This is a genomic window from Plantibacter sp. Leaf314, assembly GCF_001423185.1.
Taxonomy (GTDB): Bacteria; Actinomycetota; Actinomycetes; order Actinomycetales; family Microbacteriaceae; genus Plantibacter.
The window spans coordinates 166,018-188,201 of sequence record NZ_LMOB01000002.1 but is presented as its reverse complement, the minus strand read 5'-3'; the positions used below and the strand labels follow the sequence as shown (position 1 = coordinate 188,201).

Annotated in this window: 23 protein-coding genes; 17 read left to right on the top strand and 6 right to left on the bottom strand. The window is 67.8% G+C overall.

Features of this window, described 5'->3' with window-relative positions; all coding sequences use genetic code 11:
- Nucleotides 1-4 precede the first annotated feature (4 nt).
- The 14 genes from ASF68_RS14150 to ASF68_RS14085 all read left to right on the top strand — a co-directional run bounded on the left by ASF68_RS14150 (nt 5) and on the right by ASF68_RS14085 (nt 13,198).
- Nucleotides 5-1,825, top strand: a complete 1,821-nt coding sequence (locus ASF68_RS14150) for a nucleoside-diphosphate sugar epimerase/dehydratase (RefSeq protein ID WP_056012453.1) — start codon at nt 5-7, stop codon at nt 1,823-1,825.
- Entirely contained in the window at nt 1,822-2,808 is a 987-nt protein-coding gene (locus ASF68_RS14145) for a glycosyltransferase family 4 protein (RefSeq protein ID WP_056012450.1), read from the top strand. The genes ASF68_RS14150 and ASF68_RS14145 overlap by 4 nt, the downstream gene beginning before the upstream one ends.
- A 73-nt stretch (nt 2,809-2,881) precedes the next feature.
- Nucleotides 2,882-3,550: an L-threonylcarbamoyladenylate synthase gene (locus ASF68_RS14140; RefSeq protein ID WP_056012447.1), complete on the top strand. Its 669-nt coding sequence runs from the start codon at nt 2,882-2,884 to the stop codon at nt 3,548-3,550.
- Nucleotides 3,547-4,812: an MraY family glycosyltransferase gene (locus ASF68_RS14135; protein ID WP_082498690.1), complete on the top strand. Its 1,266-nt coding sequence runs from the start codon at nt 3,547-3,549 to the stop codon at nt 4,810-4,812. Before ASF68_RS14140 ends, ASF68_RS14135 begins: the two co-directional genes overlap by 4 nt.
- Nucleotides 4,809-5,294: a hypothetical protein gene (locus ASF68_RS14130; protein WP_056012444.1), complete on the top strand. Its 486-nt coding sequence runs from the start codon at nt 4,809-4,811 to the stop codon at nt 5,292-5,294. The genes ASF68_RS14135 and ASF68_RS14130 overlap by 4 nt, the downstream gene beginning before the upstream one ends.
- 276 nt (nt 5,295-5,570) lie before the next feature.
- Nucleotides 5,571-6,350 (top strand): F0F1 ATP synthase subunit A, encoded by a 780-nt coding sequence (atpB, locus tag ASF68_RS14125; protein ID WP_200936450.1) that lies wholly within the window; start codon nt 5,571-5,573, stop codon nt 6,348-6,350.
- 46 nt (nt 6,351-6,396) lie between these two features.
- Entirely contained in the window at nt 6,397-6,630 is a 234-nt protein-coding gene (atpE, locus tag ASF68_RS14120; protein ID WP_056012441.1) for an ATP synthase F0 subunit C, read from the top strand.
- Between the two features lie 30 nt (nt 6,631-6,660).
- Nucleotides 6,661-7,209: a F0F1 ATP synthase subunit B gene (locus tag ASF68_RS14115; protein ID WP_056012438.1), complete on the top strand. Its 549-nt coding sequence runs from the start codon at nt 6,661-6,663 to the stop codon at nt 7,207-7,209.
- A complete protein-coding gene (locus ASF68_RS14110; RefSeq protein WP_056012435.1) occupies nt 7,209-8,006 on the top strand; it encodes a F0F1 ATP synthase subunit delta in 798 nt (265 codons plus the stop codon). Before ASF68_RS14115 ends, ASF68_RS14110 begins: the two co-directional genes overlap by 1 nt.
- A 108-nt stretch (nt 8,007-8,114) precedes the next feature.
- The gene (gene atpA, locus ASF68_RS14105) at nt 8,115-9,743 is read left to right on the top strand and encodes a F0F1 ATP synthase subunit alpha (protein ID WP_056012432.1); all 1,629 of its coding nucleotides are present in this window, start codon (nt 8,115-8,117) and stop codon (nt 9,741-9,743) included.
- Between the two features lie 3 nt (nt 9,744-9,746).
- Nucleotides 9,747-10,640: a F0F1 ATP synthase subunit gamma gene (locus ASF68_RS14100; protein WP_056012429.1), complete on the top strand. Its 894-nt coding sequence runs from the start codon at nt 9,747-9,749 to the stop codon at nt 10,638-10,640.
- A gap of 47 nt (nt 10,641-10,687) precedes the next feature.
- The gene (gene atpD / locus ASF68_RS14095; RefSeq protein WP_056012426.1) at nt 10,688-12,154 is read left to right on the top strand and encodes a F0F1 ATP synthase subunit beta; all 1,467 of its coding nucleotides are present in this window, start codon (nt 10,688-10,690) and stop codon (nt 12,152-12,154) included.
- Between the two features lie 2 nt (nt 12,155-12,156).
- Nucleotides 12,157-12,432 carry a F0F1 ATP synthase subunit epsilon gene (locus ASF68_RS14090; protein WP_056012423.1) on the top strand — a complete coding sequence of 92 codons (276 nt, stop codon included), beginning with the start codon at nt 12,157-12,159 and terminating at the stop codon, nt 12,430-12,432.
- A gap of 4 nt (nt 12,433-12,436) precedes the next feature.
- Nucleotides 12,437-13,198 carry a YaaA family protein gene (locus ASF68_RS14085; RefSeq protein ID WP_056012420.1) on the top strand — a complete coding sequence of 254 codons (762 nt, stop codon included), beginning with the start codon at nt 12,437-12,439 and terminating at the stop codon, nt 13,196-13,198.
- Between the two features lie 10 nt (nt 13,199-13,208).
- Here ASF68_RS14085 and ASF68_RS14080 read toward each other — a convergent pair whose 3' ends face one another.
- Both ASF68_RS14080 and ASF68_RS14075 read right to left on the bottom strand, forming a co-directional pair.
- Complete coding sequence (locus ASF68_RS14080; RefSeq protein ID WP_056012417.1) at nt 13,209-13,796, bottom strand: DNA-3-methyladenine glycosylase I; 588 nt, start codon at nt 13,794-13,796, stop codon at nt 13,209-13,211.
- On the bottom strand, nt 13,793-14,380 hold the full coding sequence (locus ASF68_RS14075) for a methylated-DNA--[protein]-cysteine S-methyltransferase (RefSeq protein WP_235526833.1): 588 nt from the start codon (nt 14,378-14,380) through the stop codon (nt 13,793-13,795). Before ASF68_RS14075 ends, ASF68_RS14080 begins: the two co-directional genes overlap by 4 nt.
- A gap of 109 nt (nt 14,381-14,489) precedes the next feature.
- Between ASF68_RS14075 and ASF68_RS14070 the strand changes: the two genes are divergently transcribed.
- Nucleotides 14,490-15,458 (top strand): aldo/keto reductase, encoded by a 969-nt coding sequence (locus tag ASF68_RS14070; RefSeq protein ID WP_056012415.1) that lies wholly within the window; start codon nt 14,490-14,492, stop codon nt 15,456-15,458.
- Between the two features lie 8 nt (nt 15,459-15,466).
- Here ASF68_RS14070 and ASF68_RS14065 read toward each other — a convergent pair whose 3' ends face one another.
- Both ASF68_RS14065 and ASF68_RS14060 read right to left on the bottom strand, forming a co-directional pair.
- The gene (locus ASF68_RS14065; RefSeq protein ID WP_056012412.1) at nt 15,467-17,224 is read right to left on the bottom strand and encodes a BCCT family transporter; all 1,758 of its coding nucleotides are present in this window, start codon (nt 17,222-17,224) and stop codon (nt 15,467-15,469) included.
- A gap of 115 nt (nt 17,225-17,339) precedes the next feature.
- Nucleotides 17,340-17,915, bottom strand: a complete 576-nt coding sequence (locus tag ASF68_RS14060) for a TspO/MBR family protein (RefSeq protein ID WP_056012409.1) — start codon at nt 17,913-17,915, stop codon at nt 17,340-17,342.
- A 172-nt stretch (nt 17,916-18,087) separates the two neighbouring features.
- Between ASF68_RS14060 and ASF68_RS14055 the strand changes: the two genes are divergently transcribed.
- Both ASF68_RS14055 and ASF68_RS14050 read left to right on the top strand, forming a co-directional pair.
- Nucleotides 18,088-19,146, top strand: coding sequence for a glycoside hydrolase family 6 protein (locus ASF68_RS14055; RefSeq protein ID WP_056012406.1), 1,059 nt, complete (start codon nt 18,088-18,090; stop codon nt 19,144-19,146).
- Nucleotides 19,147-19,201: 55 nt separating this feature from the next.
- Nucleotides 19,202-20,161, top strand: a complete 960-nt coding sequence (locus ASF68_RS14050) for a response regulator transcription factor (RefSeq protein ID WP_369796488.1) — start codon at nt 19,202-19,204, stop codon at nt 20,159-20,161.
- A gap of 54 nt (nt 20,162-20,215) precedes the next feature.
- Here the strand turns inward: ASF68_RS14050 and ASF68_RS14045 are convergent, their stop codons facing one another.
- Both ASF68_RS14045 and ASF68_RS14040 read right to left on the bottom strand, forming a co-directional pair.
- Nucleotides 20,216-20,590 (bottom strand): Hpt domain-containing protein, encoded by a 375-nt coding sequence (locus ASF68_RS14045; protein WP_056012400.1) that lies wholly within the window; start codon nt 20,588-20,590, stop codon nt 20,216-20,218.
- Complete coding sequence (locus ASF68_RS14040; protein WP_082456155.1) at nt 20,590-22,086, bottom strand: glycosyltransferase family 2 protein; 1,497 nt, start codon at nt 22,084-22,086, stop codon at nt 20,590-20,592. The genes ASF68_RS14045 and ASF68_RS14040 overlap by 1 nt, the downstream gene beginning before the upstream one ends.
- Nucleotides 22,087-22,184: the final 98 nt, after the last annotated feature.

Below are 22,184 nucleotides of genomic sequence, written 5' to 3'. Positions count from 1 at the left end.
GGTTATGACCCCCACTCTCCCCGACGCCCCCCGTAGATGGACACAGGCGCCCGGACCCCGCTTCGCGGCGAAGACGGCCCTCGACGCACTGTGCTGGGTCCTCGCCATCGTGGTGGCCCAGCTGGTCCGCTTCGAACTCGAGTACGAGCGGGTCGCCCTCGTCGGCACCGTCGCCCTGTGCGTCATCGCGGTGGTCGCCCAGCTCGTGGTGGCCTACCTGTGGAGCTACTACCACGGGCTCCACAGTTTCGGCAGTTTCTACGAGGCGAAACAACTGATCGTCGTCGCCCTGATCGTCACGGCGATCCTCGTCGCCGTCAACGCCGTGTTCGGTGTCGCCTGGGGGGTCCCGCGGTCGACCACGGTCATCGCCTTCCCGTTCGCGATCGTGTTCATGGGTATCACCCGGTACGTGAAGCGGCTCTTCGTCGACAGCCGCAGCCGCCCGATCGAGGCGCAGCGGGTCCTCGTCTACGGGGCCGGCGCGCTCGGCATGTCGATCATCCCGCGCCTCATGCGCGACCCGCAGTCGCCGTACCTGCCCGTCGGCGTCATCGACGACGACCCGTCGAAGCGCAACTTCCGGATAGCCTCCGTGGCCGTCGTCGGCACCGGCGCCGACCTCGTCGCGGCGGTCAAGCGCACCGGAGCGCAGGCGATCATCATCAGCATCGCGGACGTCGACAACGACTTCATCCGCCAGGTCAGCGAGCGGGCCGACGAGGCTCGCCTCCGCGTCCTGGTGGTCCCGCCCATCGACACCATGCTCGCGCCGGGCACCGCCGAGAGCGCGCCGAGCCTCCGCGACCTGAACGTCGAGGACTTCATCGGCCGCAACACGGTCGACCTGCAGGTGGAGAGCATCGCCGGGTACCTGACGGGCAAGCGCGTCCTCGTCACCGGTGCTGGCGGGTCGATCGGCTCGGAGATCGCACGGCAGGTCAACCAGTTCGGACCGGCCGAGCTCGTCCTCCTCGACCGCGACGAGACGGGTCTCCACACCACCCAGCTCTCGATCTCCGGGCACGGGCTGCTCGACACGAAGGAGGTCGTGCTCGCCGACATCCGCGACTTCCCCTCCCTCCTGGAGGTCTTCGAGGACCGCCGCCCGGACGTCGTGTTCCACGCGGCGGCGCTGAAGCACGCGCCCATGCTGGAGCAGTATCCGGACGAGGCGTGGAAGAACAACGTGCTCGGCACGCTGAACGTGTTGAACGCCGCGAGGGCCGTCGGCGTCGGCACCTTCGTGAACATCTCCACCGACAAGGCGGCGAACCCCACGACCGTCCTCGGGTACAGCAAGCGCATCGCTGAGAAGCTCACCGCCTGGATGAGCGCACAGGAGACCGACTCCCGCTACCTGTCCGTGCGGTTCGGCAACGTGATCGGGAGCCGAGGCTCCGCGATCCCCGCGTTCACCGCCCAGATCGAGGCCGGAGGCCCCGTGACGGTCACGCACCCCGACGTCACCCGGTTCTTCATGACGATCCCAGAGGCGTCGAAGCTCGTTATCCAGGCCGGCGCCATCGGCGACCCGGGAGAGGTCCTCATCCTCGACATGGGACGACCGGTCCGCATCCTCGACGTCGCCAAGCGCATGATCGCCGCGTCCGGGAAGGACGTCGAGATCGTGTACACCGGACTCCGCCACGGCGAGAAGCTGCACGAGGTCCTCATCGACACCGATGAGATCGCCGACCGTTCGAAGCACCCGAAGGTCTCGCACACGCGCATCCAACCGCTGGATCCGGCCATGCTCGACATCGCGGTCTGGCGAGAGGCGATCTCCGAGGAATGCGTCGAGACGCACCACCTGGTGCAATGACCGCTGCCGTGCTGGCGGGGGTCGTCGCGCTCGTCGTGAGTCTGCTGTCGCAACTCGTCATCCGCCCGATCCTCATCCACCGTTCGGTCGTCGACACTCCGAACCACCGTTCGATGCACGTCACGCCCACCATCCGTGGCGGCGGCATCGGCGTGGCGATCGCCGTCGCGGTCGGCCTCGGTACGGCTGCCGTGGTCTTCCAGAGCCTGCCGCTCTGGATCGTCGCCGGCATCTCGGTGCTCAACGCGGCGATCGGTGCCGTCGAGGACGTCCGCGGGCTCCCGGTCCGGGTCCGGTTCGGCCTGCAGGTGGTCCTCGGGCTGCTCGCCACGTGGGTGCTCGTCGTGTCCATGTCGGCGTCGTTCTGGTGGATCCCCCTCGGCATCGTCGCCCTCGTCGCGTATACGAACATCGCGAACTTCATGGATGGCGTGAACGGCATCTCCTCGTTGCACGGCACGGTGGTCGGCGGGTTCTACGCCGGCCTCGGCGCGGCGGCCGGGCTGCCGGGGGTGACCGCGGCCGGTCTCGTCGTGGCGGCCGCGTTCCTCGGATTCCTGCCCTGGAACCTGGCGAAGCGACGCATGTTCCTCGGCGACGTCGGCAGTTACCTGCTCGGTGGATCCCTCGTCGCGGTCGCCGTCTACGCGGCCTTCAGCGGGGTGTCCTTCATCGCGCTGATCGGACCGGTACTCGTCTACGTGGCGGACACCGGGACGACGATCATCGCGCGCTGGCGTCGGGGGGAGCCGCTCCACGAAGCGCACCGCAGCCACGTCTACCAGCGTCTCGCCGCTGGTGGCCTCGGGCACCTCGGTTCCGCGGCCGTCGTCAGTGTCGCGACGCTCGCGACCGGCCTCCTCGGGGTCGTCGTGGCGACGGCGGCGTTCCCCTTCCAGGTGCTCGCCGTGCTCGGGATCCTGCTCGTCCTCGCCGCCTACCTGGGCTCCCCTCGACTGCTCGCCCGACGCCCGAGGCTATGATTGAGCGTCGTCACCCCGATCATCCGGCCGTCTGATCACTGATCGGCGGCCCCGCCCAGCCAGGACCACGCTCATGTCGCAGACCTTCGATTGCCAGGATCACGCGCAGTTGCTCGCCGGGATGCGCCTGGCCCGGACGGCCCTGGCACGCGGTGAACTCGTCGTGCTGCCGACCGACACGGTCTACGGCCTGGCGGCCGATGCGTTCTCGCCGACCGCCGTCCAGCGCCTGCTCGACGCCAAGGGGCGCACCCGTCAGTCCCCGCCGCCGGTCCTCGTCTCCGGCGTGAACACGCTCGAGGCGCTGGCGGCGTCCGTCCCCGACGCCGTGCACCGGCTCGTCGAGGCGTTCTGGCCTGGCGGTCTGACGATCGTGCTCGAAGCCCAGCCGTCGCTCGCCTGGGACCTCGGGGAGACCGCCGGGACGGTCGCGCTCCGCATGCCGTCGAACCCGGTGACCCTCGAACTGCTCCAGGACACGGGCCCACTGGCGGTCTCCTCGGCCAACCTCACCGGCAGACCGGCCGCGACGTCCGCTGCGGCCGCGCTCGAGATGCTCGGCGACTCGGTGTCCGTATACCTCGACGGCGGTGCCGGCGGGGAGGTGTCGTCCACCATCGTCGACGCCACGAGGCTCGGCACCGCCGACGAACGGCTCGTCGTCCTGCGCGACGGCGCCGTGTCCCGCGAGGCGATCCGGGACGTGGTGGGGGAGCTCCTGCCAGACCTCAGCGAGCGATGAACCAGTTCTCCGGGTACCTCATCGTGCTCGTCGTGAGCGCTGGCATCACGTTCGGCTTCGCGCACCTCGCACGACGCGTCGGGGTCAAGTACGGTCTGCACCCGCCGATCCGCGAGCGCGACGTCCACCAGACGCCGACGCCCCGCCTCGGTGGCGTCGCGATGTTCATCGGGATCCTCATCGCGTTCGGTGTCGCCTGGCAGCTCCCGTTCTTCGACCTCGTGTTCGCGGACCCGGAGCCCGTCCTCGCCATCCTCGGTGCGGCCCTCTTCATCGTGGGCATCGGGGTCGCGGACGACCTGTGGGACCTCGACTGGATGATCAAACTGGCCGCGCAGTTCATGGCGGCCGGACTGGTCGCCTGGCTCGGTGTGCAGATCTACTCGCTGCCGATCGGCGGGCTGACCGTCGGCTCCTCCTGGGTGTCCTTCTCGATGACGGTCTTCGCGATCGTCCTCGTCATGAACGCGATCAACTTCGTCGACGGCCTCGACGGCCTCGTCGCGGGCGTCGCGATCATCGCCAACACGGTGTTCTTCGTCTATACCCAGTTGCTCGTGACCTCGACGGGGGCGAGCGACTACTTCAACCTCGCCTCGCTGATCGCGGCCATCCTCGTCGGAGCCTGCCTCGGGTTCCTCCCACTCAACTGGCACCCGGCGCGGTTGTTCATGGGGGATGCCGGAGCGCTCCTCGTCGGACTGCTCATGGCGACCTCGGCGGCCGCCGTCACCGGGCAGGTCGACCCGGCCGCCCTGGGGCGTACCCAGCTGCTCCCGGCGTTCATCCCGATCCTGCTGCCGTTCGCGATCCTGGTCGTGCCGCTCGCGGACTTCGTCCTGGCGGTGCTCAGACGCCTCCGGGCCGGGAAGTCGCCGTTCAGCGCCGACCGGATGCACCTCCACCACCGCCTCTTGGACCTCGGACACAGCCAGGTGCACGCCGTGCTCATCTTCTACGGGTGGACGGTCGTCATCTCCGTCGGCTGTCTCGCGTTCTTCGCGGTCCCGTCCTGGATGGCGCTGCTGTTCGTCACCGTGGGCGTCCTCTCGTGCACCGTGTTCACCCTGTTGCCCATCGGTCGCCGCCGGCGCGCCGACCGTCTCGCCCAGCGGGCGGTATCGGACGCTGACGGGGCTCCCGGGTCGGCGCTGTACGATCGCCTCGACGAGGCCTCCGTTCAGCGCGACCCGGAGGCGCCCGTGAGCGGCGACACCCTCGACACCCTCGACTCTCTCGCCAAGAAGGACCAGCACCCATGACTCCTCCCGCCAAGGCCGGCTCGCATTCGAGCGCCAACCGGGTCTTCAGCACGGCCCTCAAGTACAGCGCGTTGCTCGCGCTCGTCATCGCGGTGGTCGGGGGAGTGGTCGGGTGGAGCGTCGACGGGACCCGCGGGCTCACGAGCGCGCTCATCGGCACGGCCATGGCCCTCGTCTTCCTCGGCATCACCTCGGTGAGCATCCTCTTCGCGAACCGCTGGTCCGGACAGGAGTTCTTCGTCGGCATCCTGTTCGGGGTGGTGATGGGCAGCTGGCTGGTGAAGTTCGTCCTGTTCCTCGTCCTCGGCTTCATCCTGAAGGACCAGCCGTGGGTCAATCCGCCGATCCTCTTCGGCAGCGTCATCGTCGGCGTCGTCGGATCGCTCGTCATCGACGCGGTCGTGGCCGCAAAGGTGCGCGTGCCGTACGTCTCGGACAGCATCCTCCCGAAGGCGCCGCCGCACGACGCCGATCAGGGCTGAACACCGCGCGCGGGTGGCATCCGCCGTCAGCATGCCGGAAGCGGCATCGGCGTCCCCAGGCCCGAGCCCCGCTCGGAATATAGCCGTGGAATACCACCCCTGGGTTCGTCGGGGGCCGGTTTCCTTGCTAGACTCGTCAACGAATCCTCCCACTAGCACCGCTTCGGCGTGCGGCGAGGAGACATCCCCCCTGTTCGTCGCCGCGAGAGCTCTGCTCCACGCCCCCGAAACTGGAGATACGTGCTGTTCGCTAACGCCGTGCATCTGATCGCACCGATGGCCACCGATGACGGTGGATTCCATGGTCCGACGATCAACGAGTTCTTCCCTGACGCCATCTTCTTCGAGGGGACGGCATTCGAGATCAACCGGGTCATCCTGATCCGGTTCATCGCGGTGATCGCCCTCCTCCTCTTCTTCTGGCTGTCGACGCGCAAGATGCGCCTCGTCCCCGGCCGGGCGCAGAGCCTGGCCGAGATGGGCCTGGGCTTCGTCCGCGTCAACATCGCCGAGGACCTCCTGGGCAAGAAGGACGGCCTGCGGTTCCTGCCGATCCTGACGACCATCTTCTTCATGGTGCTCGCCATGAACCTGACGGGCATCATCCCGTTCCTGAACCTGGCCGGCAGCTCGGTCATCGGCGTCCCGCTCGTGCTGGCACTCGTGTCGTACGTCACCTTCATCTACGCCGGTGTCAAGAAGAGCCCGGGCAAGTTCTTCAAGAACTCCCTCTTCCCCTCCGGTGTCCCGTGGCCGGTCTACATCATCGTCACGCCGATCGAGCTCATCTCGACCTTCGTGATCCGGCCCCTCACGCTGACGCTCCGACTCCTCATGAACATGATCGTCGGGCACCTGCTGCTCGTCCTGTTCTTCGCGGCGACCCAGTTCTTCCTCTTCACCGCCGGCGGCTGGTTCGCCCTCATGGGTGTCGGAACCCTGGCCTTCGGCCTGGCCTTCACTCTCTTCGAGCTCCTGGTGGCCGTCCTCCAGGCCTACGTCTTCACCCTCCTCACCGCGGTCTACATCCAGCTCGCGGTCGCAGAAGAGCACTAATCGAGCCCGGCACCCGCCAGGTCTCACCCAACGGAAGGAAACAAACGTGGACGCAACTACCGTTCTCGCCGCCCTTGAAGGAAACATCGCGACGGTCGGTTACGGTCTCGCAGCCATCGGCCCCGCCATCGGTGTGGGTATCGTCGTCGGTAAGACGATCGAAGGCACCGCGCGTCAGCCCGAGCTGGGTGGTCGTCTCCAGGTCCTCATGTGGATCGGTATCGCCTTCACCGAGGCGCTCGCCTTCATCGGCATCGCGACCTACTTCATCTTCCAGTAAGCCCCCTTTCACAACTCCGAAGGAGGCAAGATGTCTCACGCAGTGATCACCGCTGCTGAAGAGGCGGCCAAGAACCCGCTGATTCCAGAGTGGTACGACATCATCTGGTCTGCGGTCGTCTTCGTCATCATCCTCGGTTTCTTCTGGAAGCTGATCCTGCCGAAGGTGCAGAAGCTCCTCGACGACCGCGCAGCGGCCATCGAGGGCAACATCGCCAAGGCTGACGAGGCCCAGAAGCAGGCCGAGGCCGCGCTCGAGCAGTACAACGCTCAGCTCGCCGAAGCCCGCCAGGAAGCCGGACGCATCCGCGAGCAGGCTCGTGTCGAGGGTCAGACGATCCTCGCCGAGCTCAAGGAGCAGGCGACCGTCGAGGCAGCTCGCGTCACCGCCAGCGCCCAGGCGCAGATCGAAGCCGAGCGTCAGGCGGCCGTCGTGTCGCTCCGTGCCGAGGTCGGCACGCTCGCGCTCGACCTCGCCAGCGGCGTCATCGGCGAGACGCTGAACGACGACGCGAAGGCAACGGCCGTCGTCGACCGGTTCCTCGCGGACCTCGAAGCGTCGGAGAAGGCAGCCAAGTAATGGGAAGCGCGACCAGAGAAGCACTCGCCTCGTCGAAGGAGGCCCTCGTCGCCCTCGGCGCCGGGGCCGATCTGGCCACCGCGGACGGTCTGTTCGCAGCCGGCCGGGCCATCGGCGGTTCGAGCCACCTGAGCGCTGCGCTCAGCGACCCGGCGGCCGACGCCGACGCCAAGCGCGTCGTCGTCGACCGCATCTTCGGTGGTCAGCTCGGCGCTCAGGCGCTCGGGCTGCTCCAGACGGTCGTCTCAGCACGGTGGTCCAGTGAGCAGGACCTGCTCGCCGGCATCGAGGAACTCGGTCTCCGGGCGGCTTCGGTCTCCGCAGGCGCGCAGGGCGACATCGAGGCGGAGCTGTTCGAGTTCGGCAAGCTCGTCTCGAGCAACCACGAGCTCGAGCTCGCGCTCAGCAGCAAGCTCGGATCGGCCGAGGCCAAGGGTGCCCTCGCGGCATCCCTGCTCGCAGGCCATGCGAGCCCGCAGACCGTCAGCATCGTCGGTCAGCTCGTGCAGCAGCCCCGCGGTCGGCGTATCGGAGAGCTGCTCCGCTACGCCGCAGGCATCGTCGCCGACCAGCAGGGCCTTGCGGTCGCCACGGTCACGGCTGCCGCACCGATCGAGGCGTCGCAGTTGCAGCGCCTCGAACGCCACCTCGCCACGGCCTACGGCCGTCAGGTGAAGATCAACCAGGTGATCGACCCCGCCGTCGTCGGCGGACTGCGCGTGCAGCTCGGGGACGACGTCATCGACGGCAGCCTCGCTGCCCGACTGAACGACCTCCGTCTGCAACTGGCCCGATAGGGCCTGCGCAGCGCGGGGACCGACCCGACGGTCTCCACAACTCAAGACGTTGATCCTGACGGATCGCACCTCTCGGAACCCCCGGGTTCCACAACCAAAAGGAACATGATGGCAGAACTCACGATCAGCCCAGACGAGATCCGGGATGCTCTCAAGGACTTCGTCAAGGCCTACGAGCCCGGCGCAGCCGCGGCGACCGAGGTCGGACGCGTGATCGACGCCGCCGATGGCATCGCCCACGTCGAGGGGCTCCCGGGCGCCATGGCGAACGAGCTCCTCCGGTTCGCGAACGGCACGCTCGGCCTGGCGCTCAACCTCGACGAGCACGAGATCGGCGTCGTCGTCCTCGGTGAGTTCGATGAGATCGTCGAGGGCATGGACGTCACCCGCACGGGCGAGGTCCTCTCGGTCCCCGTCGGCGACGGCTACCTCGGTCGTGTCGTCGACACGCTCGGCAACCCGATCGACGGCCTCGGCGAGATCGCCAGCACCGGCCGCCGCGCCCTCGAGCTCCAGGCTCCGGGCGTCATGCAGCGCAAGTCGGTGCACGAGCCGCTCCAGACAGGCATCAAGGCGATCGACGCCATGATCCCCGTCGGCCGTGGCCAGCGTCAGCTGATCATCGGTGACCGCCAGACCGGCAAGACCGCGATCGCGATCGACACCATCATCAACCAGAAGGCCAACTGGGACTCCGGCGACGTCAACAAGCAGGTTCGCTGCATCTACGTCGCCATCGGTCAGAAGGGCTCGACCATCGCCTCCGTCAAGGGCGCGCTGGAAGAGGCCGGAGCGCTCGAGTACACGACGATCGTCGCCTCGCCCGCGTCCGACCCGGCCGGCTTCAAGTACCTCGCTCCGTACACCGGTTCGGCCATCGGTCAGCACTGGATGTACGAGGGCAAGCACGTCCTCATCATCTTCGACGACCTGTCGAAGCAGGCCGAGGCCTACCGTGCCGTCTCCCTCCTCCTCCGTCGTCCGCCGGGACGCGAGGCCTACCCGGGTGACGTCTTCTACCTGCACTCCCGTCTGCTGGAGCGTTGCGCGAAGCTGTCCGACGAGCTCGGCGCCGGTTCGATGACGGGTCTGCCCATCATCGAGACCAAGGCGAACGACGTCTCGGCGTACATCCCGACCAACGTGATCTCGATCACCGACGGCCAGATCTTCCTGCAGTCCGACCTCTTCAACTCCAACCAGCGCCCCGCGGTCGACGTCGGTATCTCCGTCTCGCGTGTCGGTGGAGACGCACAGGTCAAGAGCATCAAGAAGGTCTCGGGAACGCTGAAGCTCGAGCTCGCGCAGTACCGCTCGCTCGAGGCGTTCGCGATGTTCGCCTCCGACCTCGACGCGGCCAGCCGCCGTCAGCTCGCTCGCGGTGCTCGCCTCACCGAGCTGCTCAAGCAGCCGCAGTACTCGCCGTACCCCGTCGAGGAGCAGGTAGTGTCGATCTGGGCCGGAACCAAGGGCAAGCTGGACGACGTCCCGGTCGAGGACGTGCTCCGCTTCGAGCGTGAACTGCTCGACTACCTGGGTCGCAACACCGAGGTGCTCACCACGCTGCGCGACACCAACGTGCTCGACGACGACACCGTCTCGAAGCTCGATGCCGCTGTCGACCAGTTCAAGCTCGAGTTCCAGACGGGCGAGGGCGCTGCCCTCGGTTCGGAGCAGGTCGAGGAGCTCCCGGTTGAAGACGTCAACCAGGAGAAGATCGTGAAGGGTCGCCGCTAGTCCATGGGCGCTCAACTCCGGGTCTACACGCAGAAGATCAAGTCTGCGCAGACGACCAAGAAGATCACGAAGGCGATGGAGCTCATCGCCGCGTCGCGCATCCAGAAGGCGCAGGCGCGGGTGGCGGCGTCCGGGCCCTACTCTCGTGCGATCACTCGTGCCGTGTCGGCCGTCGCGACGTACTCCAACGTCGACCACGTGCTGACCACCGAGCCCGAGCGGGTTGAGCGGGCCGCGGTCGTCGTGTTCGCGTCCGACCGAGGCCTCGCGGGTGCCTTCAACTCCCAGGTGCTGCGCGAAGCGGCGGAACTGACCGAGCTCCTCCGGAGCCAGGGCAAGGACGTCACGCACTACCTCGTGGGTCGTAAGGCCGTCGCGTACTTCACGTTCCGCCGGATGCAGGCTGCCGGCCAGTGGGTGGGCAACACCGAGAACCCCGACTTCGCCACGGCACAGGAGATCAGCGAGTCCATCCTCAAGGCGTTCCTCACGGACGCCTCCGAGGGTGGGGTCGACGAGATCCACATCGTCTACAACCGCTTGGTGAGCATGATGACGCAGACCCCCGAGGTCGTCCGTCTCCTGCCGCTCGAGGTCGTCGAGGGTGTCGAAGAGCCGACCGACACCGCGGTGCTGCCGCTCTACGAGTTCGAACCGGATGCGGAGAGCGTCCTCGACGCGCTCCTCCCGAACTACATCGAGAGCCGGATCTTCAACGCGCTGTTGCAGTCCTCCGCCGCGAAGCACGCCGCGACGCAGAAGGCGATGAAGTCGGCCAGCGACAACGCCGACAAGCTCATCACCGACTACACCCGCCTCCGAAACAACGCGAGGCAGGCCGAGATCACCCAGCAGATTTCCGAAATCGTTGGCGGCGCAGACGCGCTCTCGTCCTAGTCATCGCAACACGCACACGTATCTGTAGAGACAGAGAAGAGAAGAACATGACTCCCACCGCAACTGCCGAGCAGGGCGCTGCAGAGGTGAAGGCCGGCGCCGTCGGTCGCATCTCCCGCGTCACCGGCCCGGTCGTCGACATCGAGTTCCCGCACGACGCGATCCCGGGCATCTACAACGCCCTGAAGACCAGCGTCGTCATCGGTGAGCAGACGATGGTCCTGACCCTCGAGGTCGCACAGCACCTCGGCGACGACCTCGTCCGCGCGATCGCGCTGAACCCGACCGACGGCCTCGTCCGCGGTCAGGAGGTCACCGACACGGGTTCGCCCATCACGGTGCCAGTCGGCGACGTCACCAAGGGCAAGGTCTTCAATGTCATCGGCGACGTGCTCAACGCCGAGCCCGGAGAGCAGATCGAGATCACCGAGCGCTGGCCGATCCACCGTCAGCCCCCGCCCTTCGACCAGCTCGAGTCGAAGACCCAGCTGTTCGAGACCGGCATCAAGGTCATCGACCTCCTGACGCCGTACGTCCTCGGTGGCAAGATCGGTCTCTTCGGTGGTGCAGGTGTCGGTAAGACGGTCCTCATCCAGGAGATGATCCAGCGTGTCGCGCAGGACCACGGTGGTGTGTCGGTGTTCGCCGGTGTCGGCGAGCGCACCCGTGAGGGCAACGACCTCATCCACGAGATGGAAGAGGCCGGCGTCTTCGAGAAGACGGCCCTCGTGTTCGGCCAGATGGACGAGCCGCCGGGAACGCGTCTTCGCGTCGCGCTGTCGGCTCTGACCATGGCGGAGTACTTCCGCGATGTGCAGAAGCAGGACGTGCTGCTCTTCATCGACAACATCTTCCGCTTCACGCAGGCCGGTTCCGAGGTGTCGACGCTGCTCGGTCGCATGCCGTCCGCGGTGGGCTACCAGCCGAACCTCGCCGACGAGATGGGCCTCCTCCAGGAGCGCATCACCTCGACGCGCGGTCACTCGATCACCTCGCTGCAGGCGATCTACGTCCCCGCCGACGACTACACCGACCCGGCTCCCGCGACGACCTTCGCGCACCTCGACGCCACGACCGAGCTCTCCCGTGAGATCGCGTCGAAGGGTCTGTACCCCGCGGTGGACCCGCTGACCTCGACCAGCCGTATCCTCGACCCCCGCTACCTGGGTGCCGACCACTACCGCGTGGCGACGACGGTCAAGCAGATCCTCCAGAAGAACAAGGAACTCCAGGAGATCATCGCGATCCTCGGTGTCGACGAGCTCTCCGAAGAGGACAAGATCACGGTGTCGCGTGCGCGCCGCATCCAGCAGTTCCTCTCGCAGAACACCTACATGGCGAAGAAGTTCACGGGTGTCGAGGGATCGACCGTCCCGCTGAAGGACACGATCGAGTCGTTCGACGCGATCGCCAAGGGTGAGTTCGACCACGTGGCCGAGCAGGCGTTCTTCAACGTCGGTTCGATCACCGACGTCGAAGAGAAGTGGGCTCAGATCCAGAAGGAGAACGGCTGATCATGGCCGCGACTCCTCTGACCGTGAGCGTCGTCGCAGCCGACCACGAAGTGTGGTCGGGTGCGGCGCGCCAGCTGATCGCGAAGACCGTCGACGGCGAGATCGGTATCCTCCCCGGACACGAGCCGATGCTGGCCATCCTCGCTGCCGGTGAAGTCCGTGTCACGCTCGACGACGGTTCCAAGATCGTCGCGAACGCGGAAGACGGTTTCCTGTCGGTCGAGAACAACACCGTCACCGTCGTGGCCGGCAACGCCACGCTCGTGACCCGCTCCTGAACCGGTGCTGATCCTCCTTCCCCCTTCGGAGACGAAGCGGGACGGCGGCGACGGACCAGCCCTGGACACCGCCTTGCTGCGGTTTCCAGGGCTTTCGTCGTCCCGGAACGATGTCGTCGGAGCCGTGGTGTCGCTCGCTGCCGATGAGGCCGCGACGGTGAAGGCCCTGAAGCTCGGCCCCAAACAGCTCGGCGAGGTCCAGCGCAACCGCGTGGCCGCGACGTCCGCGACGATGCCGGCGATCGACCGGTACACGGGGGTGCTGTTCGACGCGCTCGATGCAGCCACGCTCTCCGTGGACGCGAGACGCTTCGCTGCTGCGCACCTGGTGGTGCACTCGGCGTTGCTCGGCCCGGTCGGCGCGCTCGATTCCATTCCGGCGTACCGGCTCTCCCACGACTCCAGGCTCCCCGGGTTCGTCCTGAAACGTCACTGGGCGGTGCCGGTCGCGCGCGAGCTGGACGCCGTCCCGGGTGTCCTGCTGGACCTGCGCTCGGAAGGCTACGCGGCGCTCGGGCCGGTGCCGGATCGCGACGGTGCCGTGTACCTGCGTGTGCTCACGGTCGGCGACGATGGCCGCCGTCGCGCGCTCAACCACTTCAACAAGCAGGGCAAGGGCCGGTTCGCCCGCGCGCTGTTGGAGGCCGGTGTCGACCACCCTGATGTCGGCTCGTTGCTCGACTGGGCGCGATCGTCCGGATGGGTGCTCGACGTCCACGCGCGTGCCGCCGACGGTCGGGTGACCGAGCTCGCCCTCGTCGTCTGACCCCTCCGGATCAGGGCGCACTCTCGGAGCGCCAGCAGCCGACGAGGTGGTCGTCGACGAGGCCGCCGGACTGCATGAGGGCGTACATCGTCGTCGGGCCCACGAACCGGTAGCCGCGCTTCCGCAGGTGGGCGCTGAGCGCGGTGGATTCCGGGGTGATCGCCGGGACGTCGCTCCACTGTGCGAACCGTATCGGACGAGGAGGTGGAGCGAAGCTCCAGAGGAGCTCGTCCAGGTCGTCGCCCAGCTCGAGGGCGGTGCGGGCATTGCCGATGACCGCGTTGACCTTCCCGCGGTGCCGGATGATCCGGGCGTCCTCGAGAAGGCTCTCGACATCCGCCTCCGTCATGCCTGCGACAGCCTCGAGGTCGAAGTCGTGGAACCGCTCGCGGAACGCGGGCCGCTTCCGCAGGATCGTGATCCACGACAGGCCCGCTTGGAACCCCTCGAGGCTGATCTTCTCGAAGACCTGCCGTTGGCCGTGCAGCGGGACGCCCCACTCCTCGTCGTGGTACCGCTGGTATTCCGGATCGGTGCCGGCCCAGGCGCAGCGGGGGAGTCCGTCGGTTCCGAGGACGAGGGATGCTGAGCCGGTCATCGGCGGTACGGGATCCCTTCGTGGTCGAGGAGCCACCGTTTGGTCGGCGGCCCGTCACCGCCAGAATAGCCGGTGACGACGCCCCCGGTGCCGAGCACCCGATGGCAGGGGATGAGGAGGGCGATGGTGTTCGCCCGGACCGCCTGTCCGGCGGCGCGGCCACCGCCGGGGGCGCCGGCGGCTGCAGCCAGGGCCCCGTAGCCGGTGGTGGTTCCGAAGCCCACCCCGCGGAGCGCGGACCAGACCGATTCCTGGAACGGTGTGCCCGTCGCGGCGATCGGCACGTCGAACACCGTCCGGCGACCGCGGAAGTACTCGTCGAGCTGCTCGACGGCCTCCAGGAGGACTTCGGTGGGGCGTTCGTCCGAACCGTCGAGTGGGAGCCGCCCATCCTGCTCGAAGCGGACGGCGGAGACCGCCCCGTCGACGGATCGGATCTCCAGCCGCCCGACAGGAGTCGGCATGCGCAGGAACCCGTGGTCGGCGCGGCCGGGTGTCCCGGCGGTGGAGGTGACGGTCGCCGTGATGGGAACGGTCGCCGTGATGGGGACGGTCGCGGTGGTGGGGACGAGGTGTGGAGTCATGGGCCGAGCGTACGAAGGTCACACTGCGGCCGTCGGGGGAGCCGTCTCCTCCTCGGGATTCGGCCGGCGTGGGGCGCCTGTGGAGCGGCGTCGGACTAGCCTGGAGACCATGTCTGCTCTCAGCTATCGTCCGCTCGGTCGCAGCGGCCTCATCGTCTCCGCCGTCGGTATCGGCTGCAACAACTTCGGGCGGCCCGGCACCGTCACCGAGACCCAGGAGGGGACCACGGCCGTGGTCGACGCGGCCATCGATGCCGGCGTGAACCTGTTCGACACGGCCGACATCTACGGTCGCGAGTACGGACTGAGCGAGGAACTGCTCGGACGGGCGTTGGCCGGCCGGCGGGACGAGGTCGTCCTCGCGTCCAAGTTCGGCCACGCGGACTACGAGAGCCCGATCCCGAACTGGGGCTCCAAGGGGTCGCGCCGCTACCTGCGACTCGCGGTCGAGGGCTCGCTCCGCCGGCTCGGTACCGAGTGGATCGACCTCTACCAGATGCACACGCCCGACCCGCTGACGCCCATCGAGGAGACGATCGCCGCCCTCGACGAACTCGTCCACGAGGGCAAGATCCGCTACTACGGACATTCAAATTTCGCCGGCTGGCAGGTGACCGAGGCGCACTGGGCGGCGACCTCGGCCGGTCACCCCGCCTTCGTCTCCGCCCAGAACGAGTACAGCCTGCTCGTCCGCGGGGCCGAACGTGAGGTGTTCCCCGCGATGCGAGCGGCAGGCGTCGGCTTCCTGCCCTACTTCCCGCTCTCGAACGGCTTGTTCACGGGGAAGTTCTCGCGCGACGGCGGGCCGGCCGAGAGCCGGATCATGCGCCAGCGCAAGCACATCCTGGACCAGGCGCCCTGGGACGCGATCGAGGCCTACCAGGTGTTCTGCGACGAGCGCGGCATCAGCATGCTCGAAGCGACGTTCGGGTGGCTGCTCGCGCGCGAAGGACTGACGAGCGTCATCGCCGGAGCGACGACGCCCGCACAGATCCGCGCGAACGCCGCCGCTGGTTCGGCCTGGTCACCGACGGACGAGGAGACGGCCTGGATCTCCGACCGGTTCCCGCTCGACTGAGCGACCCGTCAGCGCCCGGAATCCGGACGGTCCGACTCCGCTGACGTCGACGCATCGGTCGCCGGTGGTGCGTCGGGCGAAGCCAGTTGCCGGAGGTCGAGCTGAGCGGTCATCGTCCCGAGATGCTCGGTGACCTGCTCCGTCACCTGGTCGGACACCTGCCCGCTGAGGTCGGCGGAGACGCTCTCCGTGAGCTCCGCCGCGAACAGACGGCGCTTGGCCCGCTGCTCCCGGCGGACCTCGATGCCGAACGCCTTGAACGACGAGACGCACATCAGGATGATCACGATGCTGAAGGGCAGTGCCGTGATGATCGCCGCCGTCTGCATGGAGGCGAGACCGCCCGCGATCAGCAGGGAGATCGCCAGCAGGCTCGTCACGAGCGCCCAGGCGATCCGCACCCGGTTCCGCGGCTCGGTGCCACCGGTCGTGAGCATCCCCATGACGAGGGAACCCGAGTCCGCGGAGGTCACGAAGAACAGCAGGATGAGGAGCAGGGCGCCGACGGTCGCGATGGAGCCGCCCGGAAGGCCGGCCAGCATGTTGAACAGTGCGGTGTTGAGGTCGACCGGTCCGTCGGAGCCGCTGAAGTCCCGCCCCTCGAGCGACTGCATGATGGCGGTGCCACCGAGCACGGCGAACCAGAGGAAGGTCACGAGGGTCGGGACGAGCAGGACCCCGAGGACGAACTGTCGCACGGTGCGGCCCTTGGAGATCCGGGCGATGAACACGCCGACGAACGGCGCCCAGGACATCCACCAGCCCCAGTAGAAGGTCGTCCACGACGACTGCCAGGCCTCACCCGCGGCACCCTGGTAGGCGGAGACGTTGAACGTCAGTCCGACGACGTTCTGCAGGTACGCGCCCATGGACTGGACCCACTCGCGGAGGAGGAACAGCGTCGGACCGGCGAACAGGACGAAGAACAGCAGCAGGCCGGCCAGGATGAGGTTCGTGTTCGAGAGCCACTTCATGCCCTTGTGCACGCCGGAGACGAGCGAGAAGATCGTGACGCCGGTGATCACCAGGATGAGGATGACCTGGGTGAGGATGTTCGGCTCGGCGATGCCCGTGTACCCGAGTCCGGCCGAGATCTGCAGGACACCGAGCCCGAGGGAGGTCGCGACACCGAAGACCGTGCCGATGACGGCGATGGTGTCGATCGCGTTGCCCCAGCCGCCCTGGACGCGCTTGCCGAGGAGCGGCTCGATGGCCCAACGGATCGACATCGGACGTCCCTTGCGGTGGACGGCGTAGGCCAGCGCGACGCCGACGACCGCGTAGATCGACCAGGCGTGCAGCCCCCAGTGCAGGTACGTCTGGCTCATCGCCTGCTGCGCCAGGGACTGCTGCGAACCGACGACGCCGGGCCGCGGCTCCAGGAAGTGCGTGAGCGGCTCACCGACCCCGTAGAAGACGAGCCCGATGCCCATGCCGGCGGCGAAGAGCATCGAGAACCAGGACATCAGCGAGAACTCCGGCTCGTCGTCGTCCTTGCCGAGTTTGATGTCGCCGAACTTCGAGACCGCGAAGACGATCGCCACGATCACGAACGCGGCCACGAGGAGGACGTAGTACCACCCGAGGCCGCCGATGATCCCCGACTGGATGGACCCGAAGACCGACTCGGCCTGTTCGGGGAGCAGGATCGAGAACAGCGCGACGCCGAGGATGACGACGAGGGCGGGCCCGAGCACCCAGGGGATGACCTTCGTCGGCGCCTTCGCGGTGGCCGCGTCGGAGGTGGGGATGGTCTTGGTGCTCACTGATGCGCTCCTCGGGCCGTGCGGACGACCCTGCGTCGTCCCGCCCACCAAGGGTAGGGAGCGGCGGCCATCCGGACAACGTTGCGACGAAGGCCCGGGTGTGCTGTGCCGTCGGTCAGCTGTTCAGTGCCGCGAGTGACCAGTTGAGGGTCGTGGCGAAGAGCAGCCACGCCCAGTAGGGGATGAGGAGCACGGCGGCGACCCGCGAGACCTCCCAGAAGGCGAACATGGTCGCGAGGACGGCGAGGTCGAGCGCGAGGATGATGACGAGGGCGATCCACAGGGCCGGCGCGCCGATGAACGGGTACAGCCCGAAGAAGCACGGGGTCCAGAGGGCGTTGAGCACCAGCTGGACGATGTACAGGACGAGCGCCCGGCTCGCGCCGTCGCTCAGCTCGGGCGTCCCATCCCGTCGTCGTCGCCAGACCAACCATGCGGCCACCGCGATCATCGTGTACAGCACCGCCCACACGGGACCGAAGATCCAGTTCGGCGGGTTCCAGGCCGCCTTGTCGGCGTCGGCGTACCAACCGTCGATCTGCTCCATGGTGGTGAGCGAGCCGAACGCTGCGACCGCGAACGCGATCAGGAGGAAGCAGAGGAGCGCGAGCGCGGAACGCCACGCCGGATCGGTGCGCCTCGGGCCGATGGATCGGACGTCCGGTGACGTCGGTGCTGTCGACTCGGACATCGTGCCTCCTGGTGTCGGGCGAGGGGTGGGAACCGCACGTCGAGCCTAGGACGGGGCGCGCATCGTCCGCACCCCTTGCGTGCGACCCCCGCTCGGGGGACGGATTCGGGCGAATCGGCACCGTGCGACCGGAATGTCGGGCAGAATTGCGGATGACCATGCTGGAGGATCCGTGCCGAGAACGCCCCGCGACCGACGTCGCACCCGCACGGCCGTCGCCCTCGGCGTCGTCGCCGTCCTCCTTGCCGGAGGAGCCCTCGCGGTGTCGATCGTGAGCCGCGTCCCGAGCGCCGCAGCAGGCCCGTTCGACGGCGCACAGTTGTACGTCGATCCCACCTCACTGGCCGCCCGTGCAGCGGCGGAGGCGGGCCTGGCGTCTCAGGATCCGACGTCTTCCGCCACCACCGGGACGAGTGGCGGCTCGAACGGTGATCCTTCGGACACGGCACAGCAGCGCGCGGCAGCGGCTCGGCTGGCGACTGAACCGACGGCGATCTGGCTCGTGCCTGAGCGGTACCCGATGGGCACGGTCGAGGAGACGGTGTCGGACATCGTCCGCTCGGCCGAGCGCGCAGGCGCGATGCCGGTCTTCACCGTCTACGGCGTTCCCGAGCGCGACTGCGGCAACGAGTCCGCCGGTGGCCTCTCGAGTGACGACTATCAGGACTGGGTGGCGGAGATCGTCGCGGCCGTCGCCGACCATCGGGTGGCGATCGTCCTCGAGCCGGACGCGGTCGCCCTCGCACCCGACTGCGGCGACCGGACCGCCCGCATGCAGCAGCTCAGTGCCGCGACGAAGCAATTCGCGGCAGCGTCTGTGCCCGTGTATCTCGACGGCGGGCACTCCGACTGGCGACCGCCGTCGGAGATGGCCGGACTCCTCAAGGAGGCCGGCGTGGCCGACGCGACGGGCTTCGCGACCAACGTCTCGAACTACAACGCGACCGAGGACGAGATCGCCTATGCCGAGGAGCTGAGCGGACTGCTCGACGGTGCGCACTACGTCATCGACACCTCGCGGAACGGGAGCGGATCGAACGGCGAATGGTGCAACCCGCCAGGTCGGACGGTCGGGCAGCAACCGCTCACGGCGCAGGCCGAGCACCTCGACGCGAACCTGTGGGTGAAAGCCCCCGGCGAGAGCGACGGGGCATGCAACGGTGGCCCCCTTGCTGGGGTATGGTGGCCGGAGCAGGCCGTGCAACTGGCCAAGGGATTCAGCGCGTGGTGAGCCGGCGACGGCCACATCCGGCATGTCGCTGACGGGTGGAACGGGTAGGGGCATCGTGACCGATCAGCTGAGCGAACGTCGAACCGCGGTCGTCATCGAGGACGATGCCGACATCCGTCAACTGCTCGAGACCGTGTTGGAACAGGCCGGCTTCGAGACGGTTTCCGCTGCGAACGGTCTGGACGGCGTGGAGGCGGTCCGCCTGCACGACCCCCTCGTCACCACGCTGGACGTCAGCATGCCAGGGATCGACGGCTTCGAGGCGGCCAAGCGGATCCGGGCCATCAGCTCGACCTACATCGTGATGCTCACGGCCCGTGGCGACGAGATCGACACCCTGCAGGGGCTCGACTCCGGTGCCGACGACTACATGACCAAGCCGTTCCGACCCCGTGAACTCCGGGCGCGCATCGAGGCGATGCTGCGTCGGCCTCGCGCGAACGGCGAGGCGGCTGCCGCACCGACTCCGGTGCCTGTCCAGCCATCACCGGCCGCGGCCGTCGTGCCGCAGGTGCAGCCCGTGCCCCAGGCGCAGCCCATGTCCCAGCAGCCCGTGTCGCAGCAGCCGGTCCAGTCGTCCGATCCCACGATCGTGCACGAGAACGTCGCGCGTCACGCCGCTCAGGTCGGTCAATCGGTCGTCCCCATCATCATGCAGCCCACGACATCCGCTTCCGACGATGTCGAGGGGTGGCTCGTCCACCGAGGTCTCAAGCTGAGTCCCGCCACGCGCATCGTCGAGGTGGACGGTGGCGAGGTCGACCTGACGCGGAGCGAGTTCGACCTGCTGCAGGCCCTCATGGAGTCCCGGCGTCGGGTGCGCAGCAAGGCGGACCTGGCGCTCATGCTCCGGGGCGAGAGCTACATCACCGCGTACTACGTCAGTGAGGCCGACAAGCGCGCCATCGAGGTCCACCTCGCCAACCTGCGCCGGAAGCTCGCGGACAGCACCGTCGCGCCGCGCTTCATCGAGACGGTCCGCGGCGTCGGCTACCGCATGACCTCCGACGACTGAGCGGACGCCCCTCCAGACCGGAGCCGGTCCGTCTCCGACGGGACCATCCGTCGGTCACGCCTCCGAGACGTCGGCCGCGTCCAGTTCGAGCAGCCGTTCGCAGCTGCGCGCTCCGAGCTCCGCGAGCGCGGACCGGATGTCCGCGGCCCGTACGAGGTCGGCCTGCTCCACGGCGCGCAGTCCGGCGCTCGCCAGGGCGGAGACCCCGATCACACCGAGCATGACGCTGGACGAGCGGATGCTGAGGAGGACGACCTTCGCCTCGTCGAGGTCCTCCGCCTCGAGTGCGGCTTCGAGACGGCTGAGGCGCGTCGGCCACATCTCGACGTAGGTGTGGACGAAACGACGACGACTGCGCAGGTCGCCCGAGAGCTCTCGGAGCAACCTGCGCAGTTCGCCGGCGTCGACGGTTCCTGGGTCGGACGTCATCACACCCGGTAGCCGCGCTGGCGACGGATGAGCTTGCCGAACATGCTGAGCGTCTGCAGCACGGTGATGACGCCGAGCACGGGCCAACCCGCCCAGAGGATCGTGGACTGCACGACGGGGGACAGCTGGGTCCAGACGGCGACGATCGCGATGATCGCGGCGAGGACGAAGAGCAGCGGCGCGAGGTGGGCGTTGCCCGAACCACGCTCGGCCTTGGCCTGCTCCGCCCAGTTGTCGACCTTCTTGTTCGACGCGAACTTCGACCATGCCCGGATGAAGTGGCCCATACGGATCCACATGTAGAACTCGGCGGGGAACACCAGGACGGCGAAGAGGATGTCGCGGGTGTTGCGCTTCTTCATCGACAGCGCGATGCGGAGGTTGAGGAGGATCGCGACGACCGGCGGGATGAGCCACACCGGGCTGAACACGAACGCGTGGATCGACAGCGAACCGGCGAGCAGCACGATGAAGAGGATGCGCGTGACGATGTTGAGGAGCATCTCGGCGTTCTCGAGCCACCGCAGTCGGAGGTTCGGGTGGAACGGCTGCCCCTTGGTGTCGCCGCGCTGGCCCGGCCACATGAGCTCGATGGCGCCGTAGTTCCACTTGACCTGCTGCGCGTCGAGGGAGCGGACCGTCGTCATACCGCCGACGTCGGCGCGGGCGCGGGCGCTGATCTTCGTGAGGTACCCGGCGCTCTTGATCTGCAAGGAGAGGAGCGAGTCCTCGACCTCGGAGTCCTTCACCCACGGGGTGGACTGGTGGTTCTGCTCCATGGCATCGCGCAGCGCCTGGACGGAGAAGATGGAGTACTGCCCGCCGAGCACGGCCATGTTGCGGCCTCGCAGCATGTTCTGCATGTTGAACGCGGCGAACTGCGTGCGCTGGCCGGCGATGAGGAAGGCCGGGATGATCTGCTTCTTGAACGGCTCGTCGTCGATCGAGAAGATCGCGGAGATACCGCCGATGCGGGTGTCCGAGACGATCTCCGCTTCGAGGGACTCGATGGCCGTCGGGTCGGCGACCGTGTCGCCGTCGACGCCGAGGAGGTAGTCGTACCCCTCGACGAGCGTGAAACCGTAGTTCAGCGCACCGACCTTCTTGTCGGGGTTCTTGCCGATGTCGTGGATGAACACCTCGGTGAACTGTTCGTACCCGTGCTCGTCGACCTTCGAGTGCGGGCCGGCGTAGGGTGCTGCGACGTCGACCGAGCGGTCGGTGGTGTTGTTGATGACCACGTGGATCACGTCGGGCATCCGCGTCTGCTCGAGCAGGGAGGCCAGGACGGCCGGCAGCGACTCCTCCTCGTTGTAGGCGGGGATGATGCAGCCGATGGTGGCCCGGTACTCGGGAAGCGAGTTGACCGAGTCGATGAATTCGTTCGCATACGCTTCAAGTTCGGGCGCGAGAAGCGGCTGGGTCTGAATGTACCGAGGGTCAGCCTGCTGTGCGGCGGGCCGAGTGTTGTCGGGTCGCGCTTCGAGTTCTGACATCAGAGGTCCTGTTCTGAGGGGGCCGGATACAGCGGTTCGCGCTGTAGAGCCAACTCTGCCGCGCCGGGTGCTGGTTTGGCGCGCGAATGCGATAGCGT

What these genes read in the sequence shown, in the direction of transcription:
- ASF68_RS14150 (WP_056012453.1), top strand. Translation starts at nt 5, where the DNA reads ATGACCCCCACTCTCCCCGACGCCCCCCGTAGATGGACACAGGCGCCC.
- ASF68_RS14145 (WP_056012450.1), top strand. Translation starts at nt 1,822, where the DNA reads ATGACCGCTGCCGTGCTGGCGGGGGTCGTCGCGCTCGTCGTGAGTCTG.
- ASF68_RS14140 (WP_056012447.1), top strand. Translation starts at nt 2,882, where the DNA reads ATGTCGCAGACCTTCGATTGCCAGGATCACGCGCAGTTGCTCGCCGGG.
- ASF68_RS14135 (WP_082498690.1), top strand. Translation starts at nt 3,547, where the DNA reads ATGAACCAGTTCTCCGGGTACCTCATCGTGCTCGTCGTGAGCGCTGGC.
- ASF68_RS14130 (WP_056012444.1), top strand. Translation starts at nt 4,809, where the DNA reads ATGACTCCTCCCGCCAAGGCCGGCTCGCATTCGAGCGCCAACCGGGTC.
- atpB (WP_200936450.1), top strand. Translation starts at nt 5,571, where the DNA reads ATGGCCACCGATGACGGTGGATTCCATGGTCCGACGATCAACGAGTTC.
- ASF68_RS14115 (WP_056012438.1), top strand. Translation starts at nt 6,661, where the DNA reads ATGTCTCACGCAGTGATCACCGCTGCTGAAGAGGCGGCCAAGAACCCG.
- ASF68_RS14110 (WP_056012435.1), top strand. Translation starts at nt 7,209, where the DNA reads ATGGGAAGCGCGACCAGAGAAGCACTCGCCTCGTCGAAGGAGGCCCTC.
- atpA (WP_056012432.1), top strand. Translation starts at nt 8,115, where the DNA reads ATGGCAGAACTCACGATCAGCCCAGACGAGATCCGGGATGCTCTCAAG.
- ASF68_RS14100 (WP_056012429.1), top strand. Translation starts at nt 9,747, where the DNA reads ATGGGCGCTCAACTCCGGGTCTACACGCAGAAGATCAAGTCTGCGCAG.
- atpD (WP_056012426.1), top strand. Translation starts at nt 10,688, where the DNA reads ATGACTCCCACCGCAACTGCCGAGCAGGGCGCTGCAGAGGTGAAGGCC.
- ASF68_RS14090 (WP_056012423.1), top strand. Translation starts at nt 12,157, where the DNA reads ATGGCCGCGACTCCTCTGACCGTGAGCGTCGTCGCAGCCGACCACGAA.
- ASF68_RS14080 (WP_056012417.1), bottom strand. Translation starts at nt 13,796, where the DNA reads ATGACCGGCTCAGCATCCCTCGTCCTCGGAACCGACGGACTCCCCCGC.
- ASF68_RS14075 (WP_235526833.1), bottom strand. Translation starts at nt 14,380, where the DNA reads ATGACTCCACACCTCGTCCCCACCACCGCGACCGTCCCCATCACGGCG.
- ASF68_RS14070 (WP_056012415.1), top strand. Translation starts at nt 14,490, where the DNA reads ATGTCTGCTCTCAGCTATCGTCCGCTCGGTCGCAGCGGCCTCATCGTC.
- ASF68_RS14060 (WP_056012409.1), bottom strand. Translation starts at nt 17,915, where the DNA reads ATGTCCGAGTCGACAGCACCGACGTCACCGGACGTCCGATCCATCGGC.
- ASF68_RS14045 (WP_056012400.1), bottom strand. Translation starts at nt 20,590, where the DNA reads ATGACGTCCGACCCAGGAACCGTCGACGCCGGCGAACTGCGCAGGTTG.
- ASF68_RS14040 (WP_082456155.1), bottom strand. Translation starts at nt 22,086, where the DNA reads ATGTCAGAACTCGAAGCGCGACCCGACAACACTCGGCCCGCCGCACAG.